The organism is Synoicihabitans lomoniglobus (assembly GCF_029023725.1).
Lineage (GTDB): Bacteria > Verrucomicrobiota > Verrucomicrobiia > Opitutales > Opitutaceae > Actomonas > Actomonas lomonigloba.
Genome location: NZ_CP119075.1, coordinates 3,883,075 through 3,896,053, shown reverse-complemented (window position 1 = coordinate 3,896,053; position 12,979 = coordinate 3,883,075). Strand labels below are relative to the sequence as shown.

Sequence of the window (12,979 nt, the reverse complement as noted above, 5' to 3'; positions counted from 1 at the left end):
TTGGTGACGAATCGGTTTTGGAGAGAGCGAGGGCGTGGTCATCTTAGTAGTTGACGAAATAGTAAACAATGAGATTTAAAAAAACGCGCAGCTGATACTGCGCGGAGAGTGAAAAAGGGTGCGAAAACGTCTTAGGCGGTGACGGGCGTTTTAAAACGCAGAAGGTCGCAGGCCATGGAAGTCAGGTTATCGAAGACGCTGACATCGTTCATCATCCGGGACTGGCCCATCATGCCATCAATCAGGCAAAACAGCGCGGTGGCTTTGACAGCCGGGTCGCAAGGTTCGATCGCGCCGGCGGCGACGGCGTCGCGAATGGCCGATTCGTAGAACCGTTTCTTACGCGTGATCACGTCGCGAATCGCGTCCGAAACGGCAGCCTGGCAAACGGACACCTCTGTGCCCACCGAAGCGACGGGACAGCCCAGCACTTTGCCATGCTCGGCGAAGAGTTCCTTTTGGTTTTGCACCAGAGCTTGGAAGTAGCCGGTGAAGCGTTCCAAGGGCTCGAGATCGGCCGAGAAGTTTTTGTCCAGAAAGGGCTTCCACTTGATTTCCCACATGCGCTCGATGGCGGCGACCGCCAGTTCGGCTTTACCCGGGAAGAAGTAGTAGAAACTGCCCTTGCGCACGTCGGCTCCGCGGCAGATGTCATCGATGGTGACCGCGCCGTAGCTTCCCTCCCAGATCAGATCGATCGCGGAGGTCATTAAGCGTTCTTTGGCGTCAGAGGGTCGTCCCATGATGCAATTCATGTAGTTGACGAATTAGTCAAAAACAAGTCCGAACTCAAAATTAGTGATATTTTCTTAAGTCCGCATCCAGCGGGGGAGTGCGAACGGGGCAGTGCGGTCCGTGGCGGATCGACACATGGCAGAGTTGCTGCGCCAAACCATACCGGCGAAAAACGTCCGCGGGGACCGAGGCACAAAAAACCCGGCGGGCCAAGGCCAACCGGGTTTAAATTGGGTGCAGGGCTCGGATTTGAACCGAGGACCTTCAGGTTATGAGCCTGACGAGCTACCAGACTGCTCCACCCTGCAACAAGTGGGACGCGGAACGTGTTTAAACGTGGCGCGGAGTCGAAAAATCGAATCTGAAAGAGAACGTGACCGGGGCCGGATGGCTCCCAATCGCTCCACGGCGTCGTGAAGGGAGGCAGAGGAATGAAACACTAAGGTCACGTGTCAACAGGGTTTTTGAAAATTCCTAAATCTGCACTTGCCTCCCCCTTGGCGGGTCTCTGTGTTCGACCGCTCTTTCCCCGGAAAGGACCGTTCGTTTAATCATTACCTACAACCATTAAGTTAGTTCGATCGCAAGGCGGCCCATTGGCCGACCTGTGTCACATACATAGATCACATCATGAGCAATCTCAGCATTACCGTTCGCGACCTCCTCGACGCCGGTGTCCACTTCGGCCACCAAACCAAGCGTTGGAACCCGCGTTCCAAGCCATTCGTTTTCGATCACCGTCAAGGTATCACCATCATCGATCTCGGCAAGTCGTTCGCCGCCCTGGAAAAGGCCTGTGACGCCCTCACCGAACTTGTCGCCAACGGCGGCAACGTGCTGTTCGTCGGCACCAAGCGCCAAGCCCAGGAAATCATCCGCGAGGCCGCCGCTTCCGTTAACATGCCTTACTGTGTGGATCGCTGGCTCGGCGGCACGCTGACCAACTTCGCCACCGTCAAGGGCTCCATCGCCAAGTATAAGAAGTATCAGGCCATGGACACCAATGGCGACCTGCAGAAGCTCGGCGGCAAGGAACAAGCCGCCATCCGTCGTGAGATGGTGCGCATGCAGAAGAACTTTTCCGGCATCTCCGAGATGACCGACCTGCCGAAGGCCATGTTCATCATCGACGTCGCTCACGAGGACATCGCCGTCGCCGAAGGCGTGCGTTGCAACATTCCGACCGTCGCCTTGGTCGACACCAACTCCGACCCGAGCAACGTGACCTACCCGATCCCGGGTAACGACGACGCCGTGAAGTCCATTCGCGTCATCGTTGATGCCGCCGTCGAGGCCATCCAAAACGGTCTGGGTCAACGCGACGCACGTCGCATCGCCCGTGGTCAAGCCGACCTCAAGGCCGCCACCGCTGCTGTGGCCGCCGCCGCCGGGGCTGACGCCGAAGCCGATGCCGAGCCCGTGCCGACGATCGTCGCCGCCGAGGCGACCGGTGATGTGGTCATTCCCGAAGCCGCTCCGCGCAAGAAGATCGCCGCCCCCAAGGACGACGAAGCTCCCGCCGCCGCGGAGGCTGCCGTCCCTGCCGCCGAGCCCGAGGCCGCTCCCGCCGCCACGGAGGAAACCGAGCCCAAGGCCGCTGAGTAAGCCTTTCCGCTTTAGCTGCTGCCCGGCCCTTAACCCGCCGGGCAGTTTGTTTTGATCCCCTGATCGATCATTCCTGTAACCCAACCAAGCAAAGAAATTTCCAAGAAATGAGCACTACGATTACCGCCTCCATGGTAAACGACCTGCGCAAGGCGACTGGCGCTGGTCTCATGAAATGCAAACAAGCCCTCGTTGAAGCCAACGGCAACGTCGAAGAGGCCTCCACCATCCTGCGCAAGCAGGGTGAAGCGTCCGCCGCCAAAAAGGCCGAGCGCGACGCCAAGGAAGGCGTCATTGAGAGCTACATCCACCTCGGTGGCAAAGTGGGCGTCCTCATCGAGGTCAACTGCGAGACCGACTTCGTGGCCCGCAACGACGACTTCAAGGCCTTTGTGAAAGACATCTGTCTGCACATCGCCGCCGCCGCCCCGACCGCGGTCAACCGCGAAGAGGTCGACCAGGAACTCGTCGAAAAAGAGCGTGAAATCGCCGCCGCCCAAGCCGAAGGCAAGCCGCCGATGGCCGTGCAGAAGATCGTCGAAGGCAAGCTCGAGAAGTTCTACGCCCAGAGCGTGCTCCTCGATCAGCCGTTTGTGAAGAACCCCGACCAGACGATCCGCGAATACATCAGCGCGACGATCCAGAAGACCGGCGAGAACATCCAGATCCGCCGCTTCACCCGCTACCAGCTCGGCGCCTGAGCGAAAAGATTCACCGAATTACGCTTCCTACTTTTGCAACGCCTCCCGGTTCTGGGAGGCGTTTTTGTTTTCGCCCGGCGGCCCGACACGCTAGTTCGAAAACCACATGAAGGTTACCCGGGGACAAATCATCGCACGCGGACTCACCAACCGCTGCCCCAACTGCGGCGAACATGCGCTCTTCAAGGAAGGCCGCGTTTTTGAGTTGAACCGCCATTGTCCGACCTGCGACCTGCAGCTCGAACGTGATGAGGGCTCATTTCTCGGGTCCATGTCGCTCAATTACGGGGTGACGTTGGTCGTCTTTCTCGTGCCGGTGCTGCTGTTGTATCTGGCGGGCGCGCTGTCGGGCCTCGTGGCGAGCCTGATTGCAGGAATCGGCGCCGTGCTCGTTCCGGTGTTGTTTTACCGCTCCTCACGCAGTTGGTGGCTCATGAACTACTACGTGTTCCTGCCGCACCACCTGCCGAAGAATCAACGCGAACTCGCCCCCGACGAAGACGCCAACACGTAGAGCTTTCCACACCCCCTCACCATGTTGGAGACGGGTTACCTTTCACAAGCCGCTAGGGCGTTACCTTGGCGGCTTGTTCGTGTGTAGCCCGGACGAGCGCGGCCGAATCCGCGCGACCTAAGCGGGAGGCAGCCGTGAAATGCCGTCGCGATTTCATGCCGCTACTCTGGCATCGACAAAATCGTTGAGGTGAGGTTCTAACTTTCGGCTTCCGTTTTCTGAGTTGAGTCCTACGTTCCCCCTTCCCGTCGACCGACGCCCCGATTTTCGAGGCGGAGGCAAAACACCCGGAGAGGTGGCAGAGTGGTCGAACGCGCCGCACTCGAAATGCGGTTTACCGCAAGGTAACGTGGGTTCGAATCCCACCCTCTCCGCCACTTTCAAACCGAAAACAGGTTTTACGAATTACCGAGCCTGAGCGCCACGAACAGCCCTCCCGTGGGTGGGATGAGAACCGCAGGTGTCAGGCCACTCCCGCTGGTCGTAGACGACGTAGCGAAGCGAAGAAGGGGCGCGCGCAGCGCGAGTGCGAAGCACCGGACCGGTGAGGTCCGCCAATCCCACCCTCCGTGACCGCCGAAGCCTGGGCGAAGGAGGTTCCGCCACTTTCAAACCGGAAACGGCTTTACGAATTAACGCCCGAGTTCGCTCGGCGTTTTCACCCGCGCGCGCTGGGTGGCGGCGGCCATGAAGTAGTTCTGCACCGAGAAGGACGGCTCGTCGCCTTGGCGTGCAATGGGCGAATAGGCGCCGTTGGAGTGCAGTTCGCGGGCGTTGACGTTGTCCTGCAGTTCGAGCGGGAAAAATTCGTCGATGAACCAGGCGCGCAGCGCGGGATCGTCGATGGGGAAGACGACTTCGATGCGGCGGAAAAAGTTGCGCGGCATCCAGTCCGCGCTGCCGGCGTAGATGTCGGGTTGGCCGTCGGCGTTCTGAAAATAGATCACGCGAGCGTGTTCCAGATAACGTCCCACAATACTGCGCACACGGATGTTTTCGCTGAGCCCGCGCACGCCCGGAACGAGGCCGCAGATGCCGCGCACGATGAGGTCGACTTTGACCCCGACCTGCGACGCGGCGTAGAGGCGATCGATCACGGCTTTGTCGATGAGGGAGTTCATCTTGGCCATGATGCGGGCGGGTTTACCGGCTTGGGCGTTGGTGGCCTCGCGGTCGATCAACTCGAGCATGCGGCTGTGCAGGTTGACGGGAGCGACGAGCAAGCGCTGAAACACCGGCTTGCGGCTGAATCCGGTGAGGGTGTTGAAAATATTGGCGACGTCCTCGGTGATGTCGTCGCGGGCCGTGAGCAGGCTCAGGTCGGTGTAGAGCCGGGCGGTCTTGGGGTTGTAGTTGCCGGTGCCGAGGTGCACGTAGCGACGCATTTTTTTGCCCTCCTGGCGCACCACGAGGGAGCACTTGCAATGGGTCTTGTGGCCGACGAGTCCGTAGACGACATGCACGCCGGCTTCCTCCAACTGGCGGGCCCACTGGATGTTGTTGGCCTCGTCGAAACGGGCTTTGAGTTCGACCAGCGCGGTGACTTGTTTGCCGTTGCGGGAGGCTTCGATCAACGCCTTCACGATGGGAGAGTCGCCGCTGGTGCGATACAGCGTCTGCTTGAGGGCGAAGACTTTGGGATCGTGGGCGGCCTGGGTCACGAAATCCACCACTGGATCGAAACTGTCGTAGGGGTGATGCAGCAGCACGTCCTGTTCACGCAAGGTGTCGAACGGCGACATCCCCGGTTTGAGCGGCGAGGACATGACCGGCGTGAACGGGCGGTATTTGAGGTCGGGCCGATCGATGTCGGTCAGGCTCATCAGGCGCAGCAGATTGATCGGGCCCGCGAGGCGGAAGACGTATTCGTGGGAAAGGTCGAGGTGCTCGCAGAGGGTTTTGAAAATTCCCTCATCGACGCCTTCCTCGATCTCGAGGCGCACCGCCGCGCCGCGGTGCCGGTTGCGCAGTTCCTCTTCGATGGCTTTGAGCAGGTTTTCCGCTTCTTCGTCGTCGATGTAGAGATCGCTGTTGCGCGTCACGCGGAAAGCCCAGGCCCCGTTGATCTTGTAGCCGGGGAAAAACTCGCCGGCGCAGAGTTTGATGATCTCGGTGAGGAAAATGTAGGTCTGTTTGCCGGTGCCGTCGGAATCGATGCGCACGAGCCGCGGCAGGATGCGGGGCACGGGCAGCATGGCCGCCTGGTGCTCGTTTTCGGTCGTGTCGGGATCGTCGAGGGAGACGATGACGTTGAGGGTCTTGTTGCCGAGTTGGGGAAAGGGATGTGATTGGTCGAGGCCCAGCGGTGTGAGCACGGGAAACACCTGTTCCTCGAAGTATTGCCGCACCCAAATAAGCTCAGGGGCGGAAAGTTCCTCCGCCGATTTGAAGAGCACGCCTTCATCTGCCAACGAGGGCACCAGATCGTCGTGCCAGATGCGGTATTGATCGTCGACCAGCGATGCGACGACGGAGTGGATGCGACGCAACTGTTCGCGGGGACCGAGTCCGTCGAAGCCCGATTTTTCGACGCCACCTTCGACTTGTTGGATCAAACCCGCGACGCGAATCTCGAAGAATTCGTCGAGATTGGAGCACACGATGGCGAGAAACTTGACGCGCTCGAGCAACGGGGTGGCGGCGTGGCGCGCCTGCTCGAGGACGCGACGGTTAAACGCCAGCCACGAGAGCTCGCGATTGAAATACGCCGACTTGAGGGGGCGGTTGACGCGCACCACTGGTTCGTGTTCCCGATGCGGCATGGTCACCCCGCTGCGATCGACCGGAGGCGGTGCGATGGAGGCGGGGGATGGGGAGGACGAACGCGGCATGGCAGGAGGGAAAACCAAGAACCTAGCAGTCAGCACGCCTGAAACCAGTTTTTTGGATGATCCCGCCGAGTTGTAACAATCGCGAGGCGAGACGCGAGGGTGGACCCGCGTTCCGCGGCTACGGTTCCAGCCAACGGGCGAGGGAGGTGCGCAGTTGCGATCTCGCGCGGTAGAGTCGGGTTTCCACGGCTTTGGGGGTGGCGCCGATGATCTCCGCGATTTCCGCGTGGGACAGGTGTTCGTATTCAAACAGCACGATCACTTCGCGCAAGGGCGCGGGGAGCTCGGCGATCGCGGTGCGGACCGCGGTGGCGGTTTCGCTCGCTTCCGCGCCGTGGTGCGGTGTGACCTCGGACGAGAGTTCGGGGGCATCGTCCAGGGTGGTGGTGGGCCGCCGGGCCTGACGACGGGCTTGGTCGCGCACAAGGTTGAGGGCGATTTGAAACATCCAGGTCGAAAACCGGCGGCGGTCGTCGAACCGGTCGCGATGACGATAGATGCGGACGAAGGTTTCCTGGGCGAGATCGAGGGCGTCGGTCTGCGACACGAGGTGGCGCAGTAGAAACGAACGCAGCCGCACCTCCCAGCGGCGCATGAGGCGATCAAGTGCGGTGGAATCACCCGCCTGCAGGGCGAGCATGTCGGCGGTGTCGGCCGCAGTTTCGCTCATCGGAGGCCGAACGGCTGGGCGTGTTGATGCGCGGTGAGGCGGGGCCCGATCATATCGAGGTAGCGTTGCCCCTGGTCCGAAGACATGGCGGCGGCGACGGCGCGGAGATGCTCCCGGGTATTGGCGTGGCAGGTCGCGATGAGGGATTGGAGTTGGGATTCGGTGGCGGCGCGTTCGGAGGGAGCGGTGGCGGCGGCCAGCGCCTCGCGGGTGGTCATGATCGCTTCGCAATGTGCAGCGCACACCGGGCGGTAGGCGTCGTGCAGGGCCGTGATTTTGGCCGCTTGTTCGGGGGTGAGCGCGAACTCGGACTCAAGCCAGGCCACCTCGCTCGTCGTGGTCGCATCCGGGGTCAATTGTTTGGTGATGCCAAAGGCCACCACGCCGGCGACCAGGGCCACTAAGATGAGTCGGATCACTGGTTTCATGATCGAGCGGGCTAGGGCTGATGCACGTGGGTCGAGGCCGTGAGTTGCACGGGATCAATGCTGCGGGCGTAGGCATCGGCCATGAGGTTTTGATTTTGGGTCCGACTGATCGCCAGCGCGGATGCCACCCCGATCATCACTGCAAATGCCGCCGCGAGCGGGAGGGTGGCGGGAAACTGCAGGATACGCGTGATCACCCCCGGGGCAGGCGCGGCGGAGGCCAGACGGGCATGCACGCGGGCGGCGAATTCCGGCGCGGCATCGGGTGCGGGTTGCCACTGCGTGAGCAGATCGGAAAGCGGATCACGTTGAGTCATGCGGAGTGTTACGTTGGCGGAGCGGCAAACCCTCGGGAATTTTAGGGGATTCAGAGCCAGCGCCGCGTGCGGTGACAGTAGCGATCGAAGTCGGCGCCGAATTTTTCACGTAGAGCTCGTTCCTCCCAGGCGATCGGGCCGCGGTTGAGACCGACGATGAACAGTAGCACGACCAGCCACGGCAGTAGTTCACCGACCCGGAGTGCGATACCCGCCAGGATAAACGTTTCGCCCAGGTAGATCGGGTTGCGCGACCACCGGAACACGCCGTGGCACAGGAGGGTTTCCGGTTGGCGGAAGGGCAGCACCGGCGTGTGGTGGCGGGAAAAGGTGAATATGGCGACCAAAGTCATCACGATGCCCACCGTGATCAGAAACGAACCGGCGGCCATGTGCAGCGGCGGCATCGGCACGGAAATCGGGGCGAAGTAATGCAGCGCGACTACCAGCATGACATTCGCGACAAACCAAACCGGAGGATAGAGTCGTGGCCGTCGCATGGGGGAGAAATCAAGGCAGCCGATGGAAACCCTCGGCGCGCACGACCCAGGTGCCGTCGGCCGGGAAACCGGGGGCGTTGCCGGCGGGCGCGCCATCCCAACCGCCGGCCATCAGGGCGACGGCGGTGAGCAGGGCGCCATTGCCCGGGAGATAGATGCGGAGGCGATCATCCTGATAGTTGTGACCGTTGGGGAGGTAGGTGTTTTTGGGCTGGTCGAGGAGCAGGGCATCGATGGCCAGCGCGGTTTCGCCGAGACGGGCGGCGGTCAGAGCGATGAGGGGATAGTCCCAGCCCCACGTGTGTCCCCAATCCTGCTCTTGCATGACGCGATGCAGGGTGCGACGCATGCGTTCACGGTCGATGTCGTCGCCGGGCAACATGCCGAACGCACCGAGCACGCTGGGATGGTCGATCATGTTCCACGCGCCGTCGGCGGTGGCGTAAACGTCCTCGTATTCCGGATACGGCGCGAGCTGTGCGAGGACGACATCCCAGTGCGGATCGCGCTCCTGCCCGAGGCGTTCGCGCCAGGCTTGGGCGGTGCGCAGCCCCCATTGCCAGTAAGCGAGTTCGAAGGGCGGATTCTTGGTCGTGCGGGGATCGTAACTTTCCTGCGCCGGGATCATGGGCGGGCCCAGATCGAGTTGACCGGTCGCGGGGTTGAGCAGCGGAAAATCGGCCATGAAGGCGGCTGTCTCCGCGACGATTTCGCGATAGGTGGCCAAGGTGGCGGGCGTCGGGTTTTGTCGCCACGCCAGCTCAGCAAAGTAGATGGCGTGGGGCTGTTGCCACAGGAGCAACGGAGCGATCGCGGATGGTTTTTCGTGGCCCGCGCGATCGACCATCTTGGGCCAACGCACCCCGGCGTAACCCTGACGCTCCGCGATGGCGCGCGCTTGCGGCAGGATGGTTTGATACCACGGGAGACTGCGTTCCAGCAGCTCGAAACGACCCCACTGCGCAAAGTGCGTGCCGTGCCACCAGTGCATTTCCAAGTGCGCCACACCATACCAGGAATTAAACGTGAGTCCGGTTTCCTGCGGCGGCATATCGCCGGCGCATTGCACGGCGGTGAGGTATTGCGAAAGGATGATGCGGCGTTCGAGTTCAGCCGCGCGGGGGTCGGTGCTGCCGGAGAAATCGACGGCGGCACCGTCGGTCCAGAACCGGCGCCAAAATTGTCGACTGGCTTGGAGGACGGGCTGCGCATTGTCCGATAGTTGGTGTTCGGGCCGTCCATTCTCGAATCGGGGCAAAGTGAACAGGAATTTTCCGCTCCAGTGGTTTCCGTCCTGGGGCTGCAGTTGCAAAATCCATTGGTGGGGTGCTTCGCGTCGGGTCGCTAGTTCTCCGTCGCTCGCGGCGTAAACCCGGTATTCGTTTTCGTCCAGGGTGTGCGTGAAGGTTACGCTTTGGGGAAGCCGCTGCCGCGATTTATCGGGCCCACCGGTCGTGATTAAATCAACCGCCCCGGTGTGTTCGAAAGCAGCGGATTGGTGCCGCGTGGATTGCGTCCAATCCTCCGGTTCGATTCCCCACGCATCGCTGCCGTAGGGGAAACCGATTCGCACCCGGATCGCACCTCGGGTCATTAACTCAGAGTCGATCTGCACCGCGATTTCATCTCGATCGGGGTGCACGGCAGTGATGACCTTAACGGGCTTTCCACCGACCTGGTAGGTGCTGTGAATTTCCCCCGTCCAGAGATTCAACTCCTGGTGGATTTCAGTGATGTCTTCGAGCGCGGCGATTGAGCCGTCCTCCAAAGTGAATTCGAAACCGATACGGCCGAGGCCGAGCCGGTGGGGATTGCTGCGGAGCCATTGACCGGCGGCAGTCGTCTGATTGGTGGGATAGGAAACGTCGCGGTCGCCTGTGGAAAAGTCCTCGAGCGTATCCGAAAGTTGGTAGCCCTCGGGGTTGGAAAAGCTGTGCCAGCCCCAGTCGCTTTGGATGCTCAGCGGAATGCCGTCGCGGTAGGCTTCCGGGAAACTCTGCAGGCCGGTGACGTCGACCGTCATGGCGAAGCCGCCGTTGCCGACGGTAAAGGGCGACCATGGGTCGACGCTCGTCACGCTCGGATGGTGGCGCGTGACGAGGGCTTCGCGATCGATCGGCGCGGCGGCGCAGAGCAGGCTGGAAAAAACCACGCCGAGCAGGATTGCGGAGGGTTTGAGGTAGGGCGGTTTCGCCGAAACCGCTGGGATCGTTGGCCTCGCCACATGTGCTGTTGGACGTTCTTCGCGGCGCGCTCGGCGAGCACGCCCTACCTCTAGCAGATAAGGAAAGGGGAGCCTCATCGCCTTCAGCCTTTCCCAAGCTGGTCTCAGGAAAATCTTAGTCATCGATACGGTAGTGAATGGGTTCGCCGGCGGGAATGTTGGTCACCGACACGCCGTTGCGCCGAAAGATTTTCAGGCTCACGGCGGCATCGAGCGCGGGTGCCGTGAGCGAAATTCCGGTTTCGTCGTGCTCCAGGTGGATAACCTTGGCGGCATCGCCATCGGCCGAGTCGATGTAGGTGAACGAGGTCGACTCACCGACCTCGCCCGGGAAGGCGTGGATCTTGAGGCGAGGGGGGGAATCTGCGTCCCACGTGCGAGCGTTGCCGGCGTAGACGTTGCCGGTGATCAGGAGACTGTTGGCGCGCACGAACAGGGGGATCTCGTTGCGCTCGACCTGGGTGACCACGGCGTGACCGCCGACCAGACTGGATTCGATGCCGCGGTCAAAGTTGTAGCGATACCAGCGTCCGGCGGGGAGGTAGACGTCGCGCACGGAACCCGGGGTGACCATGGGCGCCACCATCAAGCCGGCGCCGAGGTAGAACTGATCCCAGATGGCGTGCGTGCGGGGGTCGTCCAGGTGCCGATACGCGAGGGGCTGCATCATGGTGCCGCTTTCGGCGGCGTCGTTGGCTAGTGAATACAGGTAGGGCAACAGATCCATCCGAAGTTCGAGGAGATCACGGTATTCGGCCTGGAAGGCTTCGTCGTAACGCCAGGGCATGCGGTCGCGGCCATCGCCGCCGGAGCCGTCGAGTTTGATTTCAAGCAATCCGCTCATGACGCCGAACTGCATCCAGCGCAGGTAGAGTTCTTCGTCGATCAGCCCCTCGCCGATGTAGCCGCCGACGTCGGTGCCCCAAACGGGAAACCCCATGAAGGACGCGCGAATCGCGTTGGCGGCGTTGCCCTGCAAGCCTGCCCAGCTGCTGCGCGGGTCGCCGCCCCAGATGGCGCTGAGGTAGGGTTGGCTGCGGTGAATGGCGGCGCGAGCGAAGGTGAACTGATCGTCGCCCCACGTCCGGCGTAGCGCTTCGTCGTGGGTTTTGATGAACAGGTAAGTATACGTGTTGCGCTTGGCTCCGCGCGGCACGGTCTCGTCGGCCCAGGCTTCCCACTCCGGGAATTTTTCGTCGGCGCGGTCCATCTTGTGGCCTTTCACCCCGATCGAGTGCTGTAGGTCGGTGAGTTTTTGTTGAAACTGTGCGACTGTTTCCGGGTCGCTCAGATCGGCGTAGGTGAAACCGCCGGGGAGGTGGCGGTTCAGCGGAGTATCGCCGAAGAACGCAGTGGCGGTCCACGTCATGAATTCGAGGCCGTGTTGCTCGCGGATTTCGCGTATCCATTTTTCGGGTTCGGCAAACGCGGCGGAAAAATTCATGTGCGACCAGGCGTGCGCGCCGTCGCTGTAGGGACGGTCCACGAACCAACCGGTCAGAGGCAGGCGCAGGTCGGCGAAGCGTTTGATGTCATCGAGGATTTCGGCCGCGCCGCCATCGTTTTGGTCGCGCCACCCGATGGGGCCAAGCGCCCAGAGGGGCACGTGCTTGGGCGCGCCGATGAGGTCGAAATAAGCGCGATGAATGGTCGGACCGTCGTCACCAAGCAACACATACCAATCGAGCGTGCCGGTCTCGTGATGGATCTGGTTGCGACCATTGAGCGCGAACTGGTAGCGCCCGACGCCAAAAGTATCGAAGAATGCGCCATAGCCCGCGCTGCTCATGTAGAATGAGGAAAAGGCCGAAGCGTAATTTTCGACAATATCCTCACCGTGATTGGTGACCTCGACGCGCACGGTCGAGCCGGTCAGGTCGGGCGAGTGTTGGTTGTCGGGCTGCAACGGTGAGGACAGGCCGAAGAAGTGATCGCCCGTATGAGCGAATTCCAGCGTGGTCTGATCGGCCCACTCCGGTGTGGCGTGAAGACGGAACCCGTCGCCGTGGGTGCTGATGGTGAGGGTCGCGTCGAGTCCGGGCGTGGTGGGACCGCGATGCGCGTAATCGACCGACGCCGGGTAGGTGAGTTTGATCTCAATCCGGTCGGGCGTGGTTTGAGCGACTGCCCAGGCCAGCGGCGAGTGGTAGTCGAATTTCACGTCGGTCAGATGGACGATGACCCGACCGTGGCGATGGATCAGCACCTCGTTATCAACGACTTCGAGGCGACCACCCGGCACCGTCAGTTCGGCGGCGGCCAGCGATCCCACGGAAAGCGATACGGCGGTGAAAAGAGTGAGGGCGAGTCGAGGACACGCAAACAGGCGGAAACAACCGGGGAATGGCATGGGAAAACGATAAGAAAGGTCCGAGGGGGGCGGAGATGCAGCAGACAAATCCCGCGCCCGCAGTGCAACGATTTCGTGGTCCGGGGAGCGCGGATGAAATATCA

The 12,979-nt window shown here is 61.6% G+C and carries 11 protein-coding genes and 2 tRNA genes; 4 read left to right on the top strand and 9 right to left on the bottom strand.

The features are described 5' to 3' along the window. Window positions 1–131: 131 nt before the first annotated feature. Both PXH66_RS15030 and PXH66_RS15025 read right to left on the bottom strand, forming a co-directional pair. Entirely contained in the window at window positions 132–743 is a 612-nt protein-coding gene (locus PXH66_RS15030) for a TetR/AcrR family transcriptional regulator (protein ID WP_330929857.1), read from the bottom strand. A gap of 223 nt (window positions 744–966) precedes the next feature. Next, window positions 967–1,043, bottom strand: a tRNA-Met gene (locus PXH66_RS15025). Window positions 1,044–1,365: 322 nt separating this feature from the next. Between PXH66_RS15025 and rpsB the strand changes: the two genes are divergently transcribed. From rpsB to PXH66_RS15005, 4 genes are all read left to right on the top strand, one after another. Beyond that, the gene (rpsB, locus tag PXH66_RS15020; protein WP_330929856.1) at window positions 1,366–2,340 is read left to right on the top strand and encodes a 30S ribosomal protein S2; all 975 of its coding nucleotides are present in this window, start codon (window positions 1,366–1,368) and stop codon (window positions 2,338–2,340) included. Window positions 2,341–2,447: 107 nt separating this feature from the next. Continuing rightward, window positions 2,448–3,041: a translation elongation factor Ts gene (tsf, locus tag PXH66_RS15015; protein ID WP_330929855.1), complete on the top strand. Its 594-nt coding sequence runs from the start codon at window positions 2,448–2,450 to the stop codon at window positions 3,039–3,041. Window positions 3,042–3,147: 106 nt separating this feature from the next. Beyond that, window positions 3,148–3,555, top strand: coding sequence for a DUF983 domain-containing protein (locus PXH66_RS15010; protein WP_330929854.1), 408 nt, complete (start codon window positions 3,148–3,150; stop codon window positions 3,553–3,555). Between the two features lie 289 nt (window positions 3,556–3,844). Then, a tRNA-Ser gene (locus PXH66_RS15005) sits at window positions 3,845–3,932 on the top strand. Between the two features lie 255 nt (window positions 3,933–4,187). Here PXH66_RS15005 and ppk1 read toward each other — a convergent pair. The 7 genes from ppk1 to PXH66_RS14970 all read right to left on the bottom strand — a co-directional run bounded on the left by ppk1 (window position 4,188) and on the right by PXH66_RS14970 (window position 12,875). Next, the gene (ppk1, locus tag PXH66_RS15000; RefSeq protein ID WP_330929853.1) at window positions 4,188–6,386 is read right to left on the bottom strand and encodes a polyphosphate kinase 1; all 2,199 of its coding nucleotides are present in this window, start codon (window positions 6,384–6,386) and stop codon (window positions 4,188–4,190) included. 118 nt (window positions 6,387–6,504) lie between these two features. Then, a complete protein-coding gene (locus PXH66_RS14995) occupies window positions 6,505–7,056 on the bottom strand; it encodes an RNA polymerase sigma factor (RefSeq protein WP_330929852.1) in 552 nt (183 codons plus the stop codon). Continuing rightward, entirely contained in the window at window positions 7,053–7,484 is a 432-nt protein-coding gene (locus PXH66_RS14990) for a Spy/CpxP family protein refolding chaperone (RefSeq protein WP_330929851.1), read from the bottom strand. The genes PXH66_RS14995 and PXH66_RS14990 overlap by 4 nt, the downstream gene beginning before the upstream one ends. Window positions 7,485–7,495: 11 nt before the next feature. Continuing rightward, window positions 7,496–7,801, bottom strand: coding sequence for a hypothetical protein (locus PXH66_RS14985; protein ID WP_330929850.1), 306 nt, complete (start codon window positions 7,799–7,801; stop codon window positions 7,496–7,498). 50 nt (window positions 7,802–7,851) lie between these two features. After that, complete coding sequence (locus PXH66_RS14980; protein ID WP_330929849.1) at window positions 7,852–8,301, bottom strand: methyltransferase family protein; 450 nt, start codon at window positions 8,299–8,301, stop codon at window positions 7,852–7,854. 10 nt (window positions 8,302–8,311) lie between these two features. Continuing rightward, window positions 8,312–10,453, bottom strand: a complete 2,142-nt coding sequence (locus PXH66_RS14975) for a hypothetical protein (RefSeq protein WP_330929848.1) — start codon at window positions 10,451–10,453, stop codon at window positions 8,312–8,314. Window positions 10,454–10,640: 187 nt separating this feature from the next. Further along, complete coding sequence (locus PXH66_RS14970) at window positions 10,641–12,875, bottom strand: TIM-barrel domain-containing protein (RefSeq protein ID WP_330929847.1); 2,235 nt, start codon at window positions 12,873–12,875, stop codon at window positions 10,641–10,643. Window positions 12,876–12,979 lie beyond the last annotated feature (104 nt).